Source organism: Microbacterium aoyamense (assembly GCF_023155855.1).
GTDB lineage: Bacteria > Actinomycetota > Actinomycetes > Actinomycetales > Microbacteriaceae > Microbacterium > Microbacterium aoyamense.
The window spans coordinates 124,878-148,407 of record NZ_JAKNUT010000007.1 but is presented as its reverse complement, the minus strand read 5'-3'; the positions used below and the strand labels follow the sequence as shown (position 1 = coordinate 148,407).

Sequence of the window (23,530 nt, the reverse complement as noted above, 5' to 3'; positions counted from 1 at the left end):
GTGGCAGGTGCGCCGGATTCCACGTGTCAGCCGTCGCCGTCGATGTCGATCTGCGGGATGAACTGGTCGATCACCTCGAAGATGTTTCCCGCGAGGTACGCGAGGACGGCGATGAACAGGCCGATCGTGATGGAGCGAGCGACAGCCTTGACGGGGTGCCCCGTCCCCGCTCGCGCCGACACGAGTCCCGTGACGGTGAGTGAGACGATCACCACCAGGAGCGAGATCGGCAGCCGCCAGTCATCGGGGAGGAACACGACGGCTGCGGTCAGCGGAAGCGCACCCGAGACGAACGCGAAGAAGCCCCGGAAGGCCACGCCCCACGGTTTCGTCGCCGGGGCGGCGCCCTCCAGCATCCCGTATTCGACCTCGAGGGATGCGCCGAGCGGATCGCTCCTCATGAGCTGATCGGCGACCTGATCGGCGAGCTCCGGGTCGAGGCCCCGCCGCACGTAGTGGTCGCGCACCTCGGCGCGTTCCTCATCGGGGCTCAGCGCGAGCTGGCGCTCCTCCTCCTCGATGATCGCGAGCTCGGCCGCGCGGTCCTGCGCCGCCTCGGCATACGCGGCGCCGGCCAACGAGAGGCCGCCCGTGATCATGAGCGTCATGGCGGCGAACAGCACCGTCTCATCGTTGGCGCCGGCTCCGGCGAAGCCCTGGACGATACCCGTCGTCGAGATGATCCCGTCGTTGGCATCGAGCACCCACTTGCGGACGACGGCGGAGTCGACCACGGGATGCCTCGGGTCAGGCGTTCGCGCCGAGCGACGCCGCGACGACCTCGGCGATCTGCACCGCGTTGAGCGCAGCGCCCTTGCGCAGGTTGTCGTTGCTGATGAACAGCACGAGCCCCTTGCCCTCGGGTGCGGACTGGTCCGCGCGGATGCGACCCACGAAGCTCGGGTCCTTGCCGGCCGCCTGCAGCGGCGTGGGCACCTCTTCGAGCACGACGCCGGGCGCCGAGCTCAGGATCTCGCGGGCGCGGTCCGGCGTGATGTCGTCGCGGAACTCGGCGTGGATGCTGAGCGAGTGGCCCGTGAAGACGGGAACGCGCACGCACGTGCCGGCGACCCGGAGGTCGGGGAGCTCGAGGATCTTGCGGCTCTCGTTGCGGAGCTTCTTCTCCTCGTCGGTCTCGTTCCAGCCGTCGTCGACGAGGCTGCCCGCGAGCGGGATGACGTCGAACGCGATGGGGGCGACGTACTTCTCGGGCTGGGGGAAGTCGATGGATGACCCGTCGTGCACGAGTCGCAGGGTGTCGCCCTGCGCGAGCACGCCCTCGACCTGACCGAGCAGCTCCTCGGCGCCGGCGATTCCCGAGCCCGAGACGGCCTGGTACGTGCTCACGATGAGCCGGTCGAGGCCGGCCGCGGCATCCAGCACCTTCAGCACCGGCATGGCGGCCATCGTCGTGCAGTTCGGGTTGGCGATGATGCCCTTGCGCGCCTCGGCGATCGCGTGCGGGTTGACCTCGCTCACGACGAGCGGCACGTCGGGGTCCATGCGCCATGCGCTGGAGTTGTCGATGACCACGGCACCGGCTTCGGCGAAGCGCGGGGCGTGCGCGCGGCTGCCCGTCGCACCGGCCGAGAAGAGCGCGATGTCGATCCCCGACGGGTCGGCGGTCGCGACGTCTTCGACGATGATCGTCTCGCCGCCGAACTCGACGGCCGTGCCTGCGGAGCGCGCGGTCGCGAAGAGGCGGAGCTCGCGGAGCGGGAAGCCGCGCTCGGCGAGGATGTCGCGCATGACGGTGCCGACCTGGCCGGTGGCGCCGACGACGGCGACGGAGAGTCCGGAATCGGAGATGCGGGTCATGGCGGTGCTACCTCGTTCGTGTGGGATTCGCCCGATTCTATCGGCGACGCGGATGCCGCGGCCCGCATATTGCGACGGTCAGCCCACCGGGTTCAGCGCCGCGGCACCGAACGACACCGAGAACTGCACGCACCACAGGTCCACGGCTCGGAAGACCGCGAGGTCGACGTCGGCGGGGATGTCGTAGAGCTGGTTCCCCTGATTGCCTTTGATCGGCCCCAGGTCGACCGCCGGGTGGCCTCCGGCCGTGAACCACCCGTCGAAGCCCTCGATGACCGGGCCGGCGCTCAGCCACACGTGGACGTCGGGTCCGTTCGACGTGTCGAGATTCTCGAGCGCCAGCTGCCGCGTGCCGTCGGGATGCTGGATGACGCGCGCCGAGCCCGTCGTCGCGTGCTCGTGACTCACGAACACCCCCGTCGACAGATCGACCGGTCCGGTCGGGGCGGGTGGAGTCGGCGCCGCGGTCGTGCTCGCCTGCGGGTCCGCGCCAGGACTCGCGGTGGCGTCGGGCGCGGGATCGGCGGAAGCCGTCGCCGTGGGGATCGCCTCGTCGACGCGCACGTCGACGAACAGCAGCCACGGCTGGAAGACGAAGAGGCCCACGGCGATCGCTGCGGCCGCGATAGCGCCGACGATCCACGGCCAGATCCTTCGGCGCGGCCGCCCGGAGCGTGGCTGTGCGGTCTGCTCGGTCACGGCATCCACTCTCCCCCCGCTCGGTGTCGCGAGGCTAGTGGTCGAGGCTGGGTCCCGGCTGTGGCCGAGCGTCAGCGGCCGGTGCCGGCGTGGACGACGGCGTCGCTGGCGCCGTCGAGGCCGTAGGCGGTGTGGACGAGACGCGCCGCTTCTGCGAGGTCGTCGCCGCGCAGGACGACCGAGATGCGGATCTCGGAAGTGGAGATCATCTCGATGTTGATGCCCGACACGCTGAGCGCCTCGAACAGCGTCGCCGAGACGCCCGAGTGCGTGCGCATGCCGGCTCCCACGACAGAGAGCTTTCCGATCTGGTCGTCGTGCACGAGGCTCTCGAACCCGATCTCAGGCTGGTCGCCCGCGAGCGCCTTGAGCGCCGCGGCCGCGTCGGTCTTGGGCAGGGTGAACGAGATGTCGGCGCGGCCGGTGGCTCCGATCGACACGTTCTGCACGATCATGTCGACGTTGGCGCCGGACTTCGCGACGACCTTGAAGATCTCGGCGGCCTTGCCCGGCACGTCGGGCACACCGATGACCGTGATCTTGGCCTGCGTGAGGTCGGTCGCGACTCCCGCGACGATCGGCTCTTCCATCTCTTCTCCTTCGCCGTCGGGGAGCGTCATCCCCGGGCCCAGCACATAGGTTCCGACGCTCGATGAGAACGTCGAGCGCGCCTGGATCAGCACGCCGTGGCGGCGCGCGTATTCGACGGCGCGGATGTAGAGCACCTTCGCCCCGTTCGCCGAGAGCTCGAGCATCTCCTCGCTCGTGACGACGTCGAGCTTGCGCGCCTTCGGCACGACGCGAGGGTCGGCCGTGTAGATGCCGTCGACGTCGCTGTAGATCTCGCAGACGTCGGCGTTCAGTGCCGCCGCCAGCGCGACAGCGGTCGTGTCGGAGCCGCCGCGGCCGAGGGTCGTGATGTCCCGGGTGTCTCGGTTGAAGCCCTGGAAGCCGGCCACGATGACGATCGCGCCCTCGTCGAGCGCCTCCTTCAGCCGGACCGGGGTGACGTCGACGATGCGCGCGGCGCCGTGCGTGGCATCCGTGATCATGCCCGCCTGGCTGCCCGTGAACGAACGGGCCTCGAAGCCCATCGAGTGGATCGCCATCGCGAGCAGCGCCATCGAGATGCGCTCGCCGCTCGAGAGGAGCATGTCGAGCTCGCGCGGCGCGGGGATCGGCGCGACCTGACCCGCGAGGTCGAGAAGCTCGTCGGTCGTGTCGCCCATCGCACTCACGGCGACGACGACGTCGTGGCCGGCGCGACGGGTGTCGACGATGCGCTTCGCGACCCGCTTGATGCTCTCGGCATCGGCGACCGACGAACCGCCGTACTTCTGCACGATCAACGCCACGTTGGAACTCCCCGAACTGCGGACGCACGGATGCCGCGCCCACCGGATCATCTTACGGATCGCTTCATGACCCACAGGCCATGTGACGGCTTCGCTAGAGTGCACGCATGGAGGGATACCTCGAAGGCTGGCACGACTTCAACGTGGCGCTCATGGGCGCCGTCGCCGCCCTCGCCGGTCTGCTAATCGTCGCGTCGAGCGTCAACATCGCCGAGATCGTCAAGGCTCCCGCCGTCGCCTCGCGACTGGCCGCGGGGCTCGCGGGGCTCGTGCTCGCGATCGTCGCGTGCGCGTTGGGGTTGATTCCGGGCATCCCGCCGCTCGCATACGGAGCAGGTGTCATCCTCGCGGCCGTGGGAGCAGCGATCATCCAGTGGCGCGCGACGCAGCGCATCTACGGCAACGCCGATCCCGCCAACCGGTGGAAGGCCGGAAAGGCTGCGCTGGGGTTCGTCTCCCCCCTCGCGTATCTCGCAGGCGGTGTGCTGCTCGTGGTCGGGATGCCGAGCGGTCTGGTCGCGTTCGCGATCGGGGCCATCGCATCCATCGTCGCGGGCATCCTCATCTCGTGGATCGCCCTCGTCGAGATCCTGCGCTGACCGCGTCCGCCCGGGCGCTCGTCGAACCCGACGACTCTCGTCGAACCAAGCGTGCTGCGCATCGGGTTCGACGAGATCACTCGGGTTCGACGCGTCCGCGCGCGCGTGCGACTGCCCGGCGGGCGACTGCCCGACGGGCGGGCGCGCCGGGCGGGCTTCTACGGGGTCGCGATCGGGGGAAGGTCGCCGGGCGGCTTGCGCGTGCGGATCGTGCCGCCCGTCGCGGCGAGCCAGCAGCCGAGGATCACGAGCGGGAAGCCGACGATGAGCCCGACCGTGATCTCCTCACCGAGGATGATCGCACCCAGAGCGATCGCGACGACGGGGTTGACGTACGTGAAGAGCGGAGCCCGCGCGGGGCCCACGGTGTCGATCAGCGCGAAGAACACGATGAACGCGACGGCGGTGCAGATCACGCCGAGCAGGACGAGAGAGACGGTGCTGGATGCCGTCGGCACCTCGTGCTGCGTCAGCAGCGCGATCGGAAGGTAGAAGAGCCCGACGGCCGCGAGGGCGAGGGTGATCGACCCGAGCGAGGGGACGTCCTTGAGCTTGGTCGCGATGATGAACGGCGCGATCGCATAGCAGATCGCCACGAGCAGCAGCTCCCCGATCGCGAGCAGAGCGCCCGGTCCGCCGACGGCGAGTCCCGGGCCGGCGACGATCACCGCGACGCCCCCGAAGCCCACCGCGAGCCCAATCGCGCGCGACGGACGCAGGACCGATCGGTCGCCGCGCGTGAAGGCGATGATCGCCGCGAACAGCGGCACCGTCGCGACGAGCAGCCCGGTCAGACCCGAGGGCAGCGTCTGCTCGGCATGGCCGAGCAGCAGGAAAGGACCTGCGATCTCGATCGCCCCGAACGCGAGCACCCAGCCGATCTTGCGCCAGGCGGGGCGCAGTGCCTTCGCGCGGATCGCGAAGGGAAGCAGGATCAGTGCACCGATGAGCGTGCGTCCGGCGACGATGGATGCCGGAGAGTACGAGTCCACGGCCTGCTTGATGAACAGGTACGGCAGACCCCAGATGATCGCCATCGCGGCGAACAGGATCCAGGCCCGCGTCGTGAAGCGGCCCGCCGCAGCGGCGGTCATCAGATCGACCGGCGCCCTTCGAAAGCCCGACCGAGCGTGACCTCGTCGGCGTACTCGAGGTCGCCGCCGACGGGGAGCCCCGACGCCAGGCGCGTCACGGCGATCTCGAGGGTGCGCAGCAGTCGACTCAGGTAGGTGGCCGTCGCCTCGCCCTCGAGGTTGGGGTTGGTCGCGAGGATGACCTCCTGCACCGTGCCGTCGGCGAGCCGCTGCATGAGCTGCGTGATGCGCAGGTCGTCGGGGCCGATGCCCGCGATGGGGCTGATGGCGCCGCCGAGCACGTGGTAGAGCCCGCGGAACTCGCGGGTGCGCTCGATGGCCGCGACGTCCTTCGCGTCTTCGACGACGCAGATCACGGTCGCATTGCGCCGCGGATCGCGGCAGATGCTGCACCGATCCTGCTCGGACACGTTGCCGCACACCTCGCAGAAGCGCACGCGCTCGCGTACCTCGGCGAGGAGTTCCGACAGCCGGGCGACATCGAAGGTCGGCGTCTGCAGGATGTGGAACGTGATGCGCTGCGCCGACTTGGGGCCGATGCCGGGGAGCCGGCCGAACTCGTCGATCAGATCTTGGACGATGCCGTCGTACATGGCTAGCTGAACCTCGTCGGCGGCTCGTAGGGCTCTTCGCGCACGAACGTGGCGCCGAGCACCTGTCGCACGACGGCCTCGCCGTAGCGCTGCACGCCGTCGTTGCGCACGGTCGTCGTGACGCGCGGTGCGACGACGGGCGGCACGTTCCGCGGCGCGTCCGCGATGGTCTCGGCCTCGGCTTCGTCCTCGTCGGGCTCGATCGACGGCTCGACCTCGGCCGCGGGCAGCACGTCGCCCTCACGGACGGGCGCCGCTTCGCGGACGGGGACGGATGCCGCATCCTCGGGCTCGTCGTCGACCGCGAGCGCGGCGGGCACGCGCGCTGCAGACGGCGCGCCGTCGGTCGCCGTGGTCGGAATCGGCGCGACGGCCCACTCCGTGACCGGAGCGGCTGACGCCGAGGCCGTGACGGGAGCGGCCGAGGCGGTGGCGGCGCGGGCCCCCGACAGCGGAGTTCGCGGAGGCGCCGATTCGGACCGCGGACGAGCGGGTCGCTCGGAGCGAGGCGCCGGGCCGGGGTCGGCCGGGGGTGGCGGCGCGTCGTCGTCGGCAGGCGGAGGTTCGTCGACCGGCGGTGCAGCGTCGACGGCCGGCGGTGTGTCGCCGCCCCGACCGCTCGCGCCGTCGCCCGGCCCGTCGAGGCGGGGGCGGAACTTGACCTGGACGCCGAGCACGTCGGCGATCGCCTGGCGGACGTCGACGTAGGCATCGGTGCCGCCGTGCGTGCGCGGCTTGAACTTCTCGATGTCGGCCGGGCTCTGGAACGCCAGTGAGACGTTCGGGTTCTCGGGGTCGCCGTCGAGGTCGACGACGCGCGTCGCCGAGGCGATCAACCAGGACGAGCGGCTGAGGTTCTCGAGCCGGCCGAGCACCTCGGGCCATGCGTCGCGCATGCGCTGCGCCGTGATCGGGCCGGACGGGACGGATGGTGCGGGAGCCGCTTCGACCGGCTCAGCGGCCGGGGTCGTGTTCGCAGCCGCCGCGGATTCGACGGCCGGAGCCGGCGCGGCCGGCGCGGCGGGGTTCGGCGCCGCGGGAGGGGACGAAGCGGAAGCCGGAGCGGTCGTGGCGGCAGAAGCCGCAGGGGCGGGAACAGCGGCCGGGACTGCGGGGACCGCGGCATCCGTCCCCTGCGCCAGCACCCGGGCGATCATGAGCTCGAGCTGCAGGCGAGGCGAGGTCGCACCGGTCATCTCGTCGAGTGCGGAGATCACGACGTCGGCCGTGCGCGAGAGGCGCGCCGCGCCGAACGCCGTCGCCTGACGGGTCATGCGCGCGAGATCGTCGGCCGAGACACCGCGGAGCACCGCCGCAGCACCCTCGCCCGTCGCCGCGATGACGATCAGGTCGCGCAGGCGCTCGAGCAGGTCGTCGACGAACCGCCGGGGGTCCTGCCCGGTCTGCACGACGCGATCGACCGCGGCGAAGGCGGCGGCGGCATCGCCCGCCGCGAACGCGTCGGTGACCTCGTCGAGCAGTTCGGCGTGCGTGTAGCCGAGGAGCGATACGGCACGGGCGTACTCGACCCGCGAGGTCTCGGAACCCGCGATCAGCTGGTCGAGGAGCGAGAGCGTGTCACGCGGCGAACCGCCCCCCGCTCGCACGACGAGCGGAAGCACGCCCGCCTCGACGTCGACGCCCTCGGCCGTGCAGAGCTCCTGCACGTACTCGAGCATCGCGGCGGGCGGCACGAGCCGGAACGGATAGTGGTGCGTGCGCGAACGGATCGTGCCGATGACCTTCTCGGGCTCGGTCGTGGCGAAGATGAACTTCACGTGATCGGGCGGCTCTTCGACGAGCTTGAGCAGAGCGTTGAACCCCTGCGGCGTCACCATGTGCGCCTCGTCGAGGATGAAGATCTTGAACCGGTCGCGGGCGGGCGCGAAGATCGCGCGCTCGCGCAGATCGCGGGCGTCGTCGACGCCGTTGTGGGATGCCGCGTCGATCTCGACGACGTCGAGCGACCCCCCGCCGCCGCGCCCGAGCTCGACGCAGCTGTCGCACGTGCCGCACGGTGTGTCGGTCGGCCCTTCGGCGCAGTTGAGGCAGCGCGCGAGGATGCGTGCCGATGTCGTCTTGCCGCAGCCGCGCGGGCCCGAGAAGAGATATGCGTGACCGACGCGATCGCCGCGCAGCGCCGTCATGAGCGGATCGGTGACCTGCGCCTGGCCGATCATCTCGCCGAAGGACTCGGGCCGGTAGCGGCGGTAGAGAGCGGTGGTCACGTCCTCCAGCCTAGGCGGTGGCTACGACACCGCGGCGGGCTCAGGCATCCACTCCCGGCTGGGTGCCGTCATCCAGCCCGATGATCGGGATCGTCGACGTCACCGTCGGCACCGACGCCACGAGCAGCGTGCCGTCCTCGCGACGCGAATCGGCGAGGTGACGCAACGACGGACGGCCGGCGATGACGGGCCCCTGGTCGGTGAGCGGCACGACAACCTCTTCCCCGTCGCCGATCGCGAAGGCCGCTCCCCGCACGCTGAACACGACGGGCTCGCCGCCGCTCGCGGCGACGGTCAGGGCATCCGTCGTCACCGTCACCTGGAGTCTTGTGCCGTGCCAGTGCAGCACGTACGACAGCGACGGCCAGTCGGCGGGCAGGCGCGGATCGAACGAGAGTTCGCCGAAGTGATCGCGCATGCCGCCGAAGCCCGCGACAAGCGCGGTCCACACACCGCCGGCCGACGCGACGTGCACACCGTCGGACGCGTTGTGGTGCAGGTCGGCGAGGTCGACGAAGATCGACTGCTGGAAGTACTCCAGCGCGAGGTCCTGGTACCCCACTTCGGCCGCGAGGATCGCCTGCACGACCGCCGACAGCGTCGAGTCGCCCGTCGTGAGCGGGTCGTAGTACTCGAAGTCGGCCAGCTTGTCCTCGGCCGAGAAGTGGTTGCCCTGCAGGAACAGCGCGAGCACGACGTCGGCCTGCTTGAGCACCTGATACCGGTAGATCACGAGCGGGTGGTAGTGGAGCAGGAGCGGCCGCTTCTCGGGCGGCGTGTGCTCGAGATCCCAGATCTCGCGTTCGAGGAACACGTGATCCTGAGGATGGATGCCCAGGGCCGGGCTGAACGGGATGTGCATCGCCTCGGCGGCGCGGTCCCAGCCCTCGGCCTCCGCCGGATCGAGGCCGAGGCGCTCGACCATGTCGCGATAGGCGTCCGGCGCGTCATCGGCCATCTCGCGGACGGTGCGCGCCGCGAAACGCAGGTTGAACCGCGCCATGACGTTCGTGAACAGGTTGTCGTTGACGACCGTCGTGTATTCGTCCGGTCCCGTCACGCCGTGGATGTGAAACGACTCGACCTCGATGTCGCCGTCGCTCGAGCGCCAGAAGCCGAGCGTCGACCACAGGCGCGCCGTCTCGACGGCGATGTCGACGCCCTCGCGGTGCAGGAATTCGACGTCGCCCGTCGCGCGCACGTACTTCGCGAGCGCGAAGCTGACGTCGGCGTTGATGTGGTACTGCGCGGTGCCGGCGGCGTAGTAGGCGGACGCCTCTTCGCCGTTGATCGTGCGCCACGGGAAGAGCGCGCCCGCTTCGTTGAGCTGGAACGCCCGCCGGCGCGCCGCCGGGAGCATGAGATACCGCATCCGCAGCGCGTTGCGCGCCCACAGGGGCGTCGTGTACGCCAGGAACGGCAGGACGTAGATCTCGGTGTCCCAGAAGTAGTGGCCGCTGTAGCCCGAACCCGAGAGCCCCTTCGCGGGGACGCCCTGGCCGTCGGCGCGGGCCGCCGCCTGCGCGAGCTGGAAGAGGCACCACCGCGTCGCCTGCTGCAGGTCGTCGTGCCCGCCGATCTGCACGTCCGAGCGCTCCCAGAAGCCGTCGAACCACGCGCGCTGCCGCTCGAACTGATGGGCGACGCCCTCGGTCTCCGCACGGTCGAGCGTGCGACGGCAGCGATCGACGAGCTCCCGCGCCGGCACGCCGCGCGACGTGTGATAGCTCACGAGCTTCGTGACGGTCGTCGGCACCCCGGCCTTCGCCTGCACCCGGAAGACGTTCTTGGCGATGTCGGGCTCGATGAGCCGGCGGTCGGTGTGCTCGTTCGCGGTCTCGATCAGGTGGTCCGCGACGACGGCGAGCGTCATGCCCGACTCGGTGACGCGGTACGAGAGCGCGGAGCGTCCGGCATCCTGCCAGTACTCCTGCGGCTGCAGCACGCGCTCCGAGATGCGCTCGGCCTTGCGCGGATCGAATCCGGCCTTCTTGGGGGCGTTCGGCGTGCCGCCGTAGACGTTCTCGCCGTCCTGGCGGTTGATGATCTGGCAGCTGATCGTGACGGGCGCATCGGCGTTGAGCACGGTGACCGTCAGCGAGAGCACGGCGAGGTGCTTCTCTTCGAACGAGACGAGCCGTTCGTCCTCCATGAGGACTTCCTTGCCCGACGGGGTCACCCACAGGATGCGTCGGCGCAGCACGCCGTCGCGCATGTCGAGCGAGCGCTCGTACTCGCGGACGTCGGCGACGTCGAGCGACAGCGGCTCGTCGTCGACGTAGACGCGCATGACCTTGGCATCCGGCGCGTTCACGATCGTCTGCCCGACTTCGGCGAAGCCGTACGCCTGCTCGGCATGCCGGATCGGGAACGTCTCGTGGAAGCCGTTGATGAACGTGCCGTCCTCGTGGGCGTGACGGCCCTCGACGTGGTTGCCGCGCAGGCCGACGTAGCCGTTGGCGACGGTGAAGAGCGTCTCGGTCACCCCCGCATCGTCGATCGAGTAGTTCTTCTCGACCAGTCGCCACGGGTCGACGGGAAAACGGTCGCGATCGATCACACGAGCTCCTGGAGGTCGTCGACGACGAGGTGCGCCCCGGCGTCGGAGAGAGCGGATGCCCCGACCCCGCGATCGACGCCGATCACGAGCGCGAAGCCGCCGGCCGCGGCCGACTGGACGCCGCTGATGGCGTCCTCGACGGCGACCGAGCGCGCGGGATCGACCCCCAGCATCCGGGCGCCCTCGACGAAGACGTCGGGGGCGGGCTTGGAGGCGAGGTGGTCGCGCTCGGCGATCACGCCGTCCATCACGACGGGGAAGCGCTCGCGCAGGCCCGCGACACGCAGGACCTCTTCGGCGTTCTTCGAGCTCGACACGACCGCGATGGGGGTGCCGGCCGCAGCGAGCACGTCGAGCAGTGCGACCGAGCCGGGGTAGGGCGCGATGCCATCGGCGCGGAGCACGCGCTCGAACACGACGTTCTTGCGGTTGCCGATGCCGCAGATCGTGTCCTTCTCGGGCGGATCCGACGGATCGCCCCACGGGATCTCGACGTCGCGACTGCGCAGCAGGCTCGCCACACCGTCGTAGCGCTTCTTGCCGTCCAGCGACGCGAAGTAGTCGTCGTCGGTGTACGGCGGGGTGATGTCCCACGCCGCGAAGAGCTCCTCGAACATCGTGCGCCACGCGTGCATGTGCACTTCTGCGGTCGGTGTCAGCACACCGTCGAGATCGAACAGAACGGCGTCGTACGCGGTCAGATCGGGCTTGTCAGCGGTGGTCACGAGGCCCCTTCGCTCGGGTCGGGAAAGCGGGCACGGTCCGCCTTCGCACCGTCCATCCAGCGTAGTGCGCAGCCGTCACGCGTCAACGACGCCGAGGGTCTGGCGCGCGATCTCGAGCTCTTCGTCGGTTGGGACGACCAGCACCGTGACACGCGACGCATCCGTGGAGATGATCCGGATGCAGCGGCCCGCGGCCGTGTTGCGCTCGGGGTCGATCTCGATCCCCGCGAAGCGGAGGGTCTCGAGCGCATGCGCGCGCACGAGCGGCGCGTTCTCTCCGACGCCGGCGGTGAAGGAGATGACGTCCACTCCCCCGAGCTGCGCGAGGTAGGCGCCGGCGTACGCGCGCAGCCGGTGCACATAGACCTCGTACGCGAGAAGCGCCGCCTCGTCGCCGGCTTCGATGGCCGCCTTGATGTCGCGGTTGTCCGACATCCCCGCCATCCCGATCAGGCCACTTCGCTTGTTGAGCAGGTGGTCGAGGTCATCGATCGACATGCCCTCGCGACGCGCGAGATGGAAGAGCACAGCGGGGTCGATGTCGCCCGACCGCGTGCCCATGACGAGGCCTTCGAGAGGCGTGAAGCCCATCGAGGTCTCGACGGAGCGTCCGCCGTCGATCGCCGTGACCGACGCGCCGTTGCCGAGGTGGAACACGATCTGCCTGAGTTCGGCGAGCGGGCGACCCAGGAAGGCCGCGGCGGCCTCGGAGACGAACTTGTGCGACGTGCCGTGGAAGCCGTAGCGGCGGATGCGGTGCTTCTCGGCGAGCGCCGCATCGATCGCGTACGTGTAGACCTCGGGCGCGAGCGTCTGGTGGAACGCCGTGTCGAAGACGGCGACGTGCGGGAGGTCGGGGAACGCCGCCTTCGCGGCCCGGATCCCCTGCAGCGCTCCCGGGTTGTGCAGCGGTGCGAGGACCGAGAGCTCGTCGATGTTGATCTCGACGAGCGGCGTGATGAGGGTGGGCTCGAAGAAGCGCGCGCCGCCGTGCACGACTCGGTGCCCGACAGCGACCGGCGGCCGCTCGTCGAGGGACGGCCCGTGCTGCGCGAACGCGTCGAGCATGACTTGGAATCCCGCGGTGTGGTCGGGGATGGGCAGCTCTTCCTCATAGGTCGCCTGCGATGCCGTGACGGCGGGGCCGTCGGCGTGGAACGAGACCTTGTGCACCGCGTGCCCGAGGGACTCGCCGATGCGTTCGACCAGACCCGACGCAAGGACCTGCTCGGTCGTCATGTCGATCAGCTGGTACTTGAACGACGACGAACCGGAGTTGACGACCAGGACGACGCTCACGAGGCATCCCCCTGCGCCTGGATCGCGGTGATCGCGATCGTGTTGACGATGTCCTCCACGAGCGCGCCTCTCGACAGGTCGTTGATCGGCTTGTTCAGGCCCTGCAGCACGGGTCCGATGGCGATCGCGCCCGCGGAGCGCTGCACCGCCTTGTAGGTGTTGTTGCCCGTGTTGAGGTCGGGGAAGATGAACACCGTCGCGCGCCCGGCCACTTCGGATCCGGGCATCTTGGCCGCGGCGACCGCGGCGTCCGCGGCGGCGTCGTACTGGATCGGGCCTTCGACGAGCAGTTCGGGCGCACGATCGCGCACGAGCGCCGTCGCGCCGCGCACCTTCTCGACGTCGGCGCCCGACCCCGACTCCCCCGTCGAGTACGACAGCATCGCGACCCGCGGATCGATCCCGAACTGGGCCGCGGTCGCCGCCGACGAGATCGCGATGTCGGCGAGCTGCTCCATCGTCGGGTCGGGGATGACGGCGCAATCGCCGTAGACGAGCACGCGGTCGGCGAGCGCCATGAGGAAGACGGAGGAAACGACCGAGACCCCCGGCGTGGTCTTGATGATCTCGAACGCCGGGCGGATCGTGTGCGCGGTCGTGTGCGCGGCGCCCGAGACCATTCCGTCGGCGAGCCCCAGGTGCACCATGAGCGTTCCGAAGTACGAGACGTCGGTCACGGTGTCGGCCGCCTGGGCGTATGTCACGCCCTTGTGGGCGCGGAGCTTCTCGTACTCCCGGGCGAACTTCTCGACGTGCACGGCGTCGAAGGGCGAGAGCACCTGCGCACCGCGGATGTCGATGCCCAGCTCGATCGCGCGCGAGCGCACCTCGATCTCCTCGCCCAGGATCGTGAGGTCGGCGATGCCGCGCGCGAGCACCGTCGCGGCCGCGCGCAGCACGCGGTCATCGTCGCCCTCGGGCAGCACGATGCGCTTACGCTGCGTGCGCGCCCGCTCGATGAGTCCGTACTCGAACATCAGCGGCGTGACGACGGTGGGCGCCGCGACGCCGATCGCCCGCAGGAGCTCCTCGCTGTCGACGCTGCGCTCGAAGAGCGCGAGCGCCGTGTCGTAACGGCGTTGCGAATCCGCGGCGAGGCGGCCGCGCGTGTTCATGATGCGGGCGGCCGTCTCGTACGTGCCGAGCCCCGTCGTGATGATCGGCACGCTCGAGGCGAGGCCGTCGATCAATCGCGTGATGGGCTCGGGCAGATCGAACCCGCCGTTGAGCACGACCCCCGAGATCGAGGGGAAGGTGCCCGACGCGTTCGCGAGCAGCGTCGCGAGCAGCACTTCCGACCGGTCGGCCGGGATGACGACGACTCCCCCGTCGATGAGCCGCGGCAGCACGTTGACCATCGACATGCCCGCGACGACGACGCCGAGCGCCTCGCGGGTCAGCAGGTCGGGGTCGCCCGACAGCAGCTCGCCGTCGACGGCTCGCATGATGCCGCGGATCGACGGTGCGACGAGGTAGCGGTCCTCGGGGATCGCCCACACCGGCACCGCCGCGTGGCCGGGGCGGAGGGATGCCGCGGCCGACCGCTCGATGGCGGCGATCGCCCCGGGCACCGCCTCCGGCTCGGCGCGGTTCACGATGACGGCGAAGAGGTCCGCCCTGCCGTGCACGAGCTCGGCGAGCGCGAGATCGGCGATCTGGCCCATCTCCTCCGCCGTACGGGGCAGCGACGATCCGAGCTGCTCGGGCTGCGTCTGGTCCTGCCCCGATCGTCCGCTCAGCACGAGCAGCACGGGCGCGCCGAGGTTCGCGGCGATGCGGGCGTTGTAGGCGAGTTCGGCGGGGCTGCCGACATCCGTGTAGTCGCTTCCGACGATCACGACGGCGTCCGACTGCGCCTCGACGGCCTTGAACCGCTCGACGATGACCGCCAGTGCCGCATCGGGATCCCGACGCACGTCGTCGTACGTGACTCCGATGCAGTCCTCGTAGGCGAGGTCGACGCCGTCGTGGTCCAGGAGCATCTCGAGCACGTAGTCGCGCTCGACCGTGGAGCGCGCGATCGCGCGGAACACGCCGACCCGCGGCGTCGCACGGCTGAGCGTGTCGAGCACCCCGAGCGCGATCGTGGACTTGCCCGAGTGCCCTTCGGCCGACGTGATGAAGATGCTCTGCGCCACGTGTCAACCCTACGGGCGGGGTGGATGCCGCGGCCAGGCCGCAGCCGTGACTAAGCTCCGATCATGACCGATCGCCCCGGCATCGACGTGCCCGACCACCGCGGCAGAACCGGGCTCGATCGCGCGGGTCTCGAGCTCGATCGCAATCCCGGTGTGAGGGTCACGGATGTCGAGGTGCTCGCCTCGGCGTGGCACGTGCTGCGACGCACGACCCTCGAGTACCGGGCGCCCTCGGGCGCGTGGGAGACCCAGCAGCGCGAGACGTACGATCGCGGCAACGGTGCGACAGTGCTGCTGTACGACCCGGCGCGGCGGACCGTGCTCCTGACCCGCCAGTTCCGCTATCCCGTGTACGTCAACGACCACCCCGACGGCATGCTCGTCGAGACGGCCGCCGGCCTTCTCGACGACGATCATCCCGAGGCCGCGATCCGACGCGAGGCGGCCGAGGAGACCGGCGTCGAGATCGGCGAGATCGAGCACCTGTGGGACGTCTACATGAGCCCCGGGTCGGTCACCGAGCGTCTCCACTTCTACGCAGCGCCGTATGACTCGACGGCCCGTACCGGCGACAGCGGCGGGCTCGAAGAGGAGGGCGAGCACATCGAGCTGGTCGAACTCGACATCGAGGAAGCGCTGTCGATGGTGCGCAGCGGCTCGATCCAGGACGCGAAGACGATCATGCTGCTGCAGTGGGCCGTTCTCGACGGGCCGTTCCGTCGCTGAGCCCCGGGAAAAGTAAGACTCTCCGCGAACCCGGCAGAGCCTGGTTACCCTTGCTACGTTTCCGTCCTGGGGGAGTTGGCCTGGATGCCGCCTCGCGGAGAGCTGAGGACAGTCTACGCGACGAGCGGGGCGAGTCGTTCTGCCATCGGTGAGAGCAGCCGCACGAGATCACCGGGCTCCTCGACCCGGTGCATCGGGCCCGAGAAGCCCAGCGCTCCCGCGAGGGTGCCCTGCGCGTCGCGGAGCGGCAGGGCGAGGCATCCGTATCCCGGCACCAGCTCGCCGATCTGCCGTGTCGCACCGAAACGGGCGAGATCGGCGGCGGCGCCCGCGTCCGGCCCGGAGTGGCGTCGCTCCACGAGCAGGAGGCGCCCGACCGCGTACCGCTCGGGCTCGCGCGCCAGGCGGATCTCGTCCGAGAAGGGGAAGTCGGGGTCGGCGTCGACGACGACGGGGCGGTCCTGAACGTAGAACACGACGTGGATGCCGCCCCGCACCGCGGCGCGCGCATCCGCCACGACGGCACGGGCCGCCGACGTGAGCCGCATCGGCGGAGCGACGACGGCCGCGAGCTGAGCGACCTTCGCGCCGAGCGCGAACCCCGAAAGGTCGGGCGTGCGCACGAGGTATTCGTCCTGCACGAGGAGGTTGAGGAGGCGATAGGCCGTCGCGCGCGGAAGGCCGAGCTCGTGCGAGATCTCGCGGGCGGTGACGCCCGCACCGAGACCGGCGACGGCTTCGAGCACCGTGAGCGCGCTGTGGATCGCCCGCGGCTGGCGCGCCGTGACCGAGGGCGCGGCTCCGTCAGCCATGCGACGGCCGGTCTTCTCGCGCGACGCCGCCGAGCACCTGCGACGCGAGGGGCTCGTCGTAGGACCCCATGCGATCGAGCGGACGGGCGGTGCTGCGCAGACGTACGGCGATGAGCGCGCCGGAGACGACCGCGGCGCCCGCCACGATCCAGACGGCGAGACTGCCGGTCCGGGCGTCGACGATGAAGAAGACGACGAGAGCCGCGGCGAGCGCGACCGCCGAGAATCCCGCGATCACGGCGGCGCGCAGCGTGAGTTCGCCGATGCGGTGGAGGAAGAACGGCGCCGCCACGCATACGAGCACGTAGGCCACGATGTACCCGGCACCGCCCACGGCGATCGTCGCGTGCATCGCGTCGCGGATCGGGATGCCGGCGAGCGTGACGATCAGCGGTACCCCCGCGATGATCGGCAGCGACAGCAGGACCGCACCGACCGGAGTGCCGAAGCGCGGGTGGGCGCGGCCGGCGATGCGCGGGAGCACCCCGTCGCGTCCCATCGTGAACAGGACCCGCGTGAGCGCGGTCGTCGATCCGATCGCGCATGCGAGGAAGGAGGCCGCGATGCCGATGTCGGCGACGACTCCCCAGCCGGCGAGTCCGTACGCCGCGGCCAGGTCGTTGATGGGAGACGTGCTCGCTCCGAGTTCCGCGCCGATCTCGGCGAAACCGGCGACCTGGGCGAGAGCTGCCAACACGTAGAGGCCCGCCGACAGGACCACCGTCCAGACGATCGCGCGCGGGACGGTGCGCAGAGGCGAGACCGCCTCGACGCCGAGCGTGGCGGCGCTCTCGAATCCGACGAAGGCTGTCAAGGCGATCATGGATCCCGCCGCGATCATGGCGGGGTCGAAGGAGCCGGCCTCGAACACCGCGCCGGGATCGATGGGCCCGATGCGCACGAGGAGCACGATCAGCAGCACGACGATGAGCAGCACCGAGATTCCCTCGACGACGAGGGCGATGCGCGACGAGAGGCGGATGCCTCGCACGAGCACGAGCGCGACGAACGCGATCTCGACCACGAGCACGCCCGCGATCGTCGAGGTGTCGACGAGGTCGGGCCACAGGCCGCGCAGCAGGAACGTGACGTAGTACGCGCCGCCGAGGAGCGCGAACATCGCGATCGCTCCGTGGCCGAGCACGATGGCCGCCCCCGCCGCGAGACCGGCGCCCTGCCCGAGTCCGCGGGCTGTATAGGTGTAGGTCGACCCCGCCGCGGCGAGGCGGCGGGCGAACTGCGAGATCGTCTGCGCGACGAGGAAGCTGAGCAGTCCGGCGACCAGGATCGACGGCACCGTCGCGTGGGGCGCGACCCCCGCCACGAGGAGCACGACGGTCGTGGCGGCGGCGGCGGGCGCGACGGCTGCGACGGACTGCGCGAGGACGTCGGAGAACCCGACGCTGCGTCGATCGAGACCCTCCAGAGGCGACCTGGACCCGAACCCGCGCACGGGCTCAGGTCTCGCGATCGCGCGTTCGAGTGCGGTCATGGCTCCTCCCGATGCGCGAGACGTTACGCCGTCGCCGTTGCCCGGGAGGGTCCCTCGTGTTTCCGGTTCGTGTCGCCCGAATGAGACACCCGGCGCGAGAGTTCCCACTCGCGTGGGGCGAGGTTTCACACGTGGGGAACGGCCGTGCAACAGCCGGGCGGGAGGGTCGAGGCATCCTGCTCCGCCCGACATCCACCCGGAGGATCTCATGACACAACTCGAATCGAAGGGAGTCGAGGCTTCCGCGAAGCGGACCCTCCACGGCTCTCTCGGCGTCACCGCCATCGTCTTCATGGTCGTCGCGGCCGCATCCCCGCTCACGGTCATCGGCGGAGCGGCGCCGCTGGGCATGCTGCTCGGCAACGGCATCGGCTTCCCCGCGCTCTACGCGATCAGCGCCGTGATCCTGCTGCTGTTCTCGGTCGGCCTCGCCGCCATGACGAGGCACGTGCCGAAGCCCGGCGCGTTCTTCACGTACGTCGGCTACGGCCTGGGCCGCTCGACGGGACTCGCGAGCGCATGGATCGCGATGCTGACCTATACGACGATCCAGGTGTCGGTCTACGGCTACATCGGCTACATCCTGTCGGTCACCGTGCAGTCGCTCGGCGGTCCGGCAGTGCCGTGGTGGCTCATGTCGCTCGTCACGATCGCGATCGTCGGCGTGCTGGGCTTCCGTCACATCGATCTGTCGAGCAAGGTCCTCGGTGTACTGCTCGTCGCCGAGGTCGGCATCGTGCTCGCGATGGTCGTGGTCGTCGTCGCGAGCGGAGGCGCTGCGGGTCTCGATCTCTCCTCGTTCGAACCGGCGAACGTCGCGAGCGGCTCTCCCGGCGTCGGCCTCATGTTCGCGATCGCGGCCTTCATCGGCTTCGAGGCGACGGCGATCTTCCGCGACGAGGCACGCGATCCGAACCGCACCATCCCGCGTGCGACCTACGCGGCCGTGATCGGGATCGGCGTGTTCTACACGCTCGCCTCGTGGGGCCTGGTCATGGCGTGGGGCGCGGATGACGTCATCGGCGTGATCGCGGAGGACCCCGGCACCTTCATCATCGCGACGATGTCGCGCTATCTCGGCGTCTTCGGCGAGGTGGCGGTCAACATCCTCCTCATCACGGCGATGTTCGCGTGCGTGCTGTCGTTCCACAACGTCGTCACCCGCTATCAGCACTCCATGGCGAACGCCGGCGTGCTGCCCGACAAGCTCGGCGCAGTGCACGCGAAGCACCTGTCGCCTCACGTCTCGTCGATCGTCCAGACCGCGACGGCCGCGGTGCTCATCGCGATCTTCGCGGTGCTCGGACTCGATCCGGTCCTCCAGGTCTTCACGTGGTTCGCCGGCGTCGCGACACTCGCGATCGCGATCCTCATGGCGATCACGTCGGTCGCCGTCATCGTGTACTTCGTCAAGACGAAGAAGGACAAGCGCCTGTGGAACACCGTCATCGCGCCGGCACTCGGCTTCATCGGACTCGTCCTGTCGGCGGCGCTCATCGTCGCCTACTTCCCGATCATGGTCGGCGACGTGGATGCCGACGGCAATCCCGTCTTCGCGGCGGTGAGCTGGTTCCTGCTCGCGCTGGTCGTGATCTTCCCGATCATCGGCTACGTCCAGGCCCGATGGATCAAGGCCCGCCGCCCGGCCGCCTACGCCAAGCTCACCGACTCGATCGCCGGCTGACCCGCCGCATCCCGAAAGGATCATCATGACCATCACCTCCGCAGACCCCGCCGCCGGCTTCGCGACTCCCCCGATCGCCGGTCACCCGCTCGCCTCGCTCACGGCGGCCGAGATCGAGGCCGTCCGCACGATCGTGCTGGCGCTGCCGACGACCTCCGACGCGACGCGCTTCGCCTACGTCGGGCTCGAGGAGCCACCCAAGCCCGAGGTGCTCGCGTGGGAGCAGGGCGGTGCCCTGCCGGAGCGGCGCGCCCGGGTGCAGCTGCTCGACATGCGGACGACCCACTCGCTCGACCTGGTCGTTTCGCTCGCGACGGGCGAGGTCGTCTCGTCGGTCGAGCTGGACGGCACGGCGGGACAGCTCCCGATCCTCGACGCGGAGTTCGAAGAGGTCGGGATCATCGCGAACGACAGCGCCGAGTGGGTGGCCGCGCTCGCCGCGCGTGGCCTGACGCCCGCCGACGTCGTGCTCGTGCCCCTCTCGGCGGGCAACTACGGGTACGCGGAGGAAGAGGGACGCCGCATCCTGCGGACGTTCGCCTTCCGCCAGGACCATCCCGCCGACCACCCGTGGGCGCACCCGGTCGACGGCCTCACGGCGTACATCGACGTCGCGACCCGCGCCGTGCTGAAGATCGTCGACACTCCCGGCTTCGCCGTCCCCGAGACGAGCGGCAACTACGACGACCCCGCTCTTCAGGGTCCGCCGCTCGAAGGGCTCAAGCCGATCGTCATCACGCAGCCGGAGGGATCGAGCTTCACCGTCGACGGCGAGCACGTGACGTGGGGCGAGTGGGACCTGCGGATCGGCTTCGACACGCGTGAGGGCCTGATCCTCCGGCAGCTGTCGTTCGCGGGGCGGCCGGTCATGTACCGCGGGTCGATCAGCGAGATGGTCGTGCCCTACGCCGATCCCGCTCCGAACCGCTTCTGGCAGAACTACTTCGACACCGGCGAGTATCTCTTCGGCCGCTACACGAACGAGCTCGAACTCGGCTGCGACTGCGTCGGAGACATCACCTACGTGGATGCCGTCCTCGCAGACGAGCTGGGCAGCCCCCGCGTCGTGCGCAACGGTGTGTGCATGCACGAAGAGGACTTCGGGTCACTGTGGAAGCACACCGACCTGTTCACGGGCGCGTCCGAAGTGCGGCGTTCGCGGCGCCTCGTCATCTCGTTCTTCACGACGGTCGGCAACTACGATTACGGGTTCTTCTGGTACCTCTACCTCGACGGCACCATCGAGTGCGAGGCGAAGCTCACCGGCATCCTGTTCACGTCGTCGTACCCGGGCGAGGACTACGCCTACGCATCGCAGGTCGCCCCGGGGCTCGGCGCGCCCTACCACCAGCACCTCTTCTCGGCACGGCTCGACATGACCGTCGACGGCACCGCCAACGTCGTCAACGAGATCGATGCCGTGCGGGTGCCGATCTCGCCCGAGAACCCGGCGGGGAACGCCTTCACGAAGCAGGTGACGCCGATCCGCTCCGAGAAGGAGTCCGGCCGACTCGCCGACGGCGCCCGCAATCGCGTCTGGCAGATCGCGTCGACCGACAAGTCGACGTCGCTCGGTCAGCCGACCTCCTACGTGCTGTTCCCGACGGAGACACCCGTGCTGCTCGCCGACGACGCGTCATCCATCGCCTCGCGCGCCGCCTTCGCGACGAAGAACCTCTTCGTCACCAAGTACGACCCCGCCGAGCGGTACGCGGCGGGCGACTTCGTCAACCAGCATCCCGGTGGCGGAGGCATCCCCCAGTTCATCGAGGGCGACGAGCCGCTCGTGGGCGAGGACGTCGTGCTGTGGCACACGTTCGGACTCACGCACTTCCCGCGCAACGAGGACTGGCCCGTCATGCCGATGGACTACGCCAAGTTCACCCTCAAGCCGTACAACTTCTTCGAGCGCAGCCCCGTGCTGAACGTGCCGGCTCCCGAGTCGGCGCACTGCTCGGCCGGGACGGGCGCGACACACGCGTCGATGGGCGGGTACGGGCCCACCGGCGGCGCGCACGACCACGGTTCCCAAGACCACGGCGCGCACGGCCACCACCACTGAGCGTGACCGAGATCCTCCACGCCTGGGCCATCGCACCGGCCGCGATCGGGACCTGCTGTCTGGCAGCCGATCGTCGGCGGGTGCGGTGGCCCGAGGTCGCGGCATCCCTTCTCATGATCGTCGCGATGCTGGATGCCGCGCTCACCCGTGCCCTGCCCGCGGTGGTGTGGGCCGCGGTCCTCGTCGCCACGGCGATGTCGTTCGCGGCCGTCAGACGCTCCCGCGGCAGGCGGACGGCGCGCGGGCTCGACGCCATGACCCTGCACACGACGGTGGGCATGATCGCGATGGCCGCTCTGCAGCTCGCGATGACACCCGCCGGCGACGGCGCCGTCTCTGCGGGGCACGTTCACGGCGCCGGCGGTGGAGGGTTCGCGTTGCTGTTGTGCGTCGGTGCCATCGCGTACGCGGTGGCATCGATCGTCATGCTCTCACGTGCCCACGGTGCTCTCGACCGCATCCAGTACGCCGCGATGGGTGCCTCGATCGGGGTCATGGGGGTCGCCGCACTCCTGTGAGAAGGGGGGAAGTCCAGGGTTCTCCCAGAGCCCTGCGTCCGCCTCGAGGGTTACGATCGAAGGAAGGGCGATGGAGCCCTTCACTTGTACCCACCGCCGCCCGGCGGACCCGAGGAGGTCGCAGTGACGGACACCGCAACGACGGCAGACGCCGATGCGATGACGGCCGAGGGGTTCGCGCGCGCCACCGACGGCATCCTCGCCTCGGTCGGGACCGTGATCGACGGCAAGGCGGATGCCGTGCGTTCCGCACTCGTGTGTCTGCTCGCCGAGGGGCACCTGCTGATCGAGGACGTCCCCGGCGTCGGCAAGACGATGCTCGCGCGCGCGCTCGCGGCGTCCGTCGATGCGACCGTGCGTCGCATCCAGTTCACCCCCGACCTGCTGCCCGGCGACGTGACGGGCGTCAGCGTGTTCAATCCCGTCGATCGCGAGTTCGAGTTCAAGCCCGGCGCGATCTTCGCCAACATCGTGATCGCCGACGAGATCAACCGTTCCTCCCCCAAGACGCAGTCGGCCCTCCTCGAGGCGATGGAGGAGGGGCAGGTCACGGTCGACGGGCGCACGCATCCGCTTCCCGATCCGTTCCTCGTCGTCGCGACGCAGAACCCGCTCGAGATGGAGGGCACGTACGCCCTGCCCGAAGCGCAGCGCGACCGCTTCATGATGCGCATCTCGATGGGCTACCCCGATCCCCGCTCCGAAGCGCTCATGCTGCGCCAACGCGACGCGGTCAATCCGCTCGACGCGATCGTGCCGGTCGCGACGAGCCGGCAGGTGTCGGCGCTCATCGCCTGGGCTCGTGCCGTGCATGTCGCGCCCGCGCTCGAGGACTACGCGGTCGCCCTCGCCGCAGCGACGCGCTCCCACGCAGATCTGCGGCTCGGCGCGAGCCCGCGCGCGACGCTGCAGCTCGTCCGCGCGGCCAAGGTGTGGGCCGCGCTCGACGGTCGTGACTTCGTCATCCCCGACGATGTCACGGCGCTCCTCGTTCCGGTGTTCGCGCACCGGCTCATCCCCACCCGATCGGCGGGCGGCGCCCGCTCACGCGGCGGCGCCGACGCCGTGACGACGGTCCTCGAGCGGATCGCCTCGAGCGTGCGGGTGCCCATCGCCTCGCGCCAGTGA

19 protein-coding genes and 1 other RNA gene are annotated in these 23,530 nt (G+C 70.1%); 6 read left to right on the top strand and 14 right to left on the bottom strand.

What is annotated here, in order from left to right:
- Positions 1 to 26: 26 nt before the first annotated feature.
- The 4 genes from MA876_RS16855 to MA876_RS16840 all read right to left on the bottom strand — a co-directional run bounded on the left by MA876_RS16855 (position 27) and on the right by MA876_RS16840 (position 3,872).
- The gene (locus MA876_RS16855; protein ID WP_248152282.1) at positions 27 to 734 is read right to left on the bottom strand and encodes a VIT1/CCC1 transporter family protein; all 708 of its coding nucleotides are present in this window, start codon (positions 732 to 734) and stop codon (positions 27 to 29) included.
- A 13-nt stretch (positions 735 to 747) separates the two neighbouring features.
- Complete coding sequence (locus tag MA876_RS16850; RefSeq protein WP_248152273.1) at positions 748 to 1,818, bottom strand: aspartate-semialdehyde dehydrogenase; 1,071 nt, start codon at positions 1,816 to 1,818, stop codon at positions 748 to 750.
- Between the two features lie 78 nt (positions 1,819 to 1,896).
- Positions 1,897 to 2,517 carry a DM13 domain-containing protein gene (locus MA876_RS19365; protein WP_248152267.1) on the bottom strand — a complete coding sequence of 207 codons (621 nt, stop codon included), beginning with the start codon at positions 2,515 to 2,517 and terminating at the stop codon, positions 1,897 to 1,899.
- 71 nt (positions 2,518 to 2,588) lie between these two features.
- Complete coding sequence (locus tag MA876_RS16840) at positions 2,589 to 3,872, bottom strand: aspartate kinase (RefSeq protein ID WP_248152264.1); 1,284 nt, start codon at positions 3,870 to 3,872, stop codon at positions 2,589 to 2,591.
- A gap of 107 nt (positions 3,873 to 3,979) precedes the next feature.
- Here MA876_RS16840 and MA876_RS16835 point away from each other — a divergent pair, with 107 nt between their 5' ends.
- The gene (locus MA876_RS16835; protein ID WP_248152263.1) at positions 3,980 to 4,471 is read left to right on the top strand and encodes a hypothetical protein; all 492 of its coding nucleotides are present in this window, start codon (positions 3,980 to 3,982) and stop codon (positions 4,469 to 4,471) included.
- A gap of 158 nt (positions 4,472 to 4,629) precedes the next feature.
- Here MA876_RS16835 and MA876_RS16830 read toward each other — a convergent pair whose 3' ends face one another.
- From MA876_RS16830 to pta, 7 genes are all read right to left on the bottom strand, one after another.
- Positions 4,630 to 5,565: a DMT family transporter gene (locus tag MA876_RS16830; protein WP_248152261.1), complete on the bottom strand. Its 936-nt coding sequence runs from the start codon at positions 5,563 to 5,565 to the stop codon at positions 4,630 to 4,632.
- A complete protein-coding gene (gene recR, locus MA876_RS16825; protein WP_248152259.1) occupies positions 5,565 to 6,158 on the bottom strand; it encodes a recombination mediator RecR in 594 nt (197 codons plus the stop codon). The genes MA876_RS16830 and recR overlap by 1 nt, the downstream gene beginning before the upstream one ends.
- A gap of 2 nt (positions 6,159 to 6,160) precedes the next feature.
- A complete protein-coding gene (locus MA876_RS16820) occupies positions 6,161 to 8,386 on the bottom strand; it encodes a DNA polymerase III subunit gamma and tau (RefSeq protein ID WP_248152257.1) in 2,226 nt (741 codons plus the stop codon).
- Positions 8,387 to 8,426: 40 nt separating this feature from the next.
- The gene (locus MA876_RS16815; protein WP_248152256.1) at positions 8,427 to 10,946 is read right to left on the bottom strand and encodes a glycoside hydrolase family 65 protein; all 2,520 of its coding nucleotides are present in this window, start codon (positions 10,944 to 10,946) and stop codon (positions 8,427 to 8,429) included.
- On the bottom strand, positions 10,943 to 11,671 hold the full coding sequence (locus MA876_RS16810) for an HAD family hydrolase (RefSeq protein WP_248152255.1): 729 nt from the start codon (positions 11,669 to 11,671) through the stop codon (positions 10,943 to 10,945). The genes MA876_RS16815 and MA876_RS16810 overlap by 4 nt, the downstream gene beginning before the upstream one ends.
- 75 nt (positions 11,672 to 11,746) lie before the next feature.
- Positions 11,747 to 12,970: an acetate/propionate family kinase gene (locus tag MA876_RS16805; RefSeq protein ID WP_248152254.1), complete on the bottom strand. Its 1,224-nt coding sequence runs from the start codon at positions 12,968 to 12,970 to the stop codon at positions 11,747 to 11,749.
- Positions 12,967 to 15,108, bottom strand: coding sequence for a phosphate acetyltransferase (gene pta, locus MA876_RS16800; protein WP_248152253.1), 2,142 nt, complete (start codon positions 15,106 to 15,108; stop codon positions 12,967 to 12,969). Before pta ends, MA876_RS16805 begins: the two co-directional genes overlap by 4 nt.
- A 63-nt stretch (positions 15,109 to 15,171) precedes the next feature.
- Here pta and MA876_RS16795 point away from each other — a divergent pair, with 63 nt between their 5' ends.
- The gene (locus tag MA876_RS16795; RefSeq protein WP_248152243.1) at positions 15,172 to 15,834 is read left to right on the top strand and encodes an NUDIX domain-containing protein; all 663 of its coding nucleotides are present in this window, start codon (positions 15,172 to 15,174) and stop codon (positions 15,832 to 15,834) included.
- 10 nt (positions 15,835 to 15,844) lie between these two features.
- Here MA876_RS16795 and ffs read toward each other — a convergent pair.
- From ffs to MA876_RS16780, 3 genes are all read right to left on the bottom strand, one after another.
- Positions 15,845 to 15,941: signal recognition particle sRNA small type (gene ffs / locus MA876_RS16790), an RNA gene on the bottom strand.
- A gap of 6 nt (positions 15,942 to 15,947) precedes the next feature.
- Positions 15,948 to 16,646 (bottom strand): helix-turn-helix domain-containing protein, encoded by a 699-nt coding sequence (locus MA876_RS16785; RefSeq protein WP_248152234.1) that lies wholly within the window; start codon positions 16,644 to 16,646, stop codon positions 15,948 to 15,950.
- Positions 16,639 to 18,138 carry an APC family permease gene (locus MA876_RS16780; protein ID WP_248152232.1) on the bottom strand — a complete coding sequence of 500 codons (1,500 nt, stop codon included), beginning with the start codon at positions 18,136 to 18,138 and terminating at the stop codon, positions 16,639 to 16,641. The genes MA876_RS16785 and MA876_RS16780 overlap by 8 nt, the downstream gene beginning before the upstream one ends.
- A gap of 208 nt (positions 18,139 to 18,346) precedes the next feature.
- Between MA876_RS16780 and MA876_RS16775 the strand changes: the two genes are divergently transcribed.
- From MA876_RS16775 to MA876_RS16760, 4 genes are all read left to right on the top strand, one after another.
- On the top strand, positions 18,347 to 19,822 hold the full coding sequence (locus MA876_RS16775) for an APC family permease (protein ID WP_248152230.1): 1,476 nt from the start codon (positions 18,347 to 18,349) through the stop codon (positions 19,820 to 19,822).
- Between the two features lie 25 nt (positions 19,823 to 19,847).
- Positions 19,848 to 21,884: a primary-amine oxidase gene (locus tag MA876_RS16770; protein WP_248152228.1), complete on the top strand. Its 2,037-nt coding sequence runs from the start codon at positions 19,848 to 19,850 to the stop codon at positions 21,882 to 21,884.
- Between the two features lie 2 nt (positions 21,885 to 21,886).
- Positions 21,887 to 22,402, top strand: a complete 516-nt coding sequence (locus tag MA876_RS16765; RefSeq protein ID WP_248152226.1) for a hypothetical protein — start codon at positions 21,887 to 21,889, stop codon at positions 22,400 to 22,402.
- A gap of 159 nt (positions 22,403 to 22,561) precedes the next feature.
- Entirely contained in the window at positions 22,562 to 23,530 is a 969-nt protein-coding gene (locus tag MA876_RS16760; RefSeq protein WP_248152542.1) for an AAA family ATPase, read from the top strand.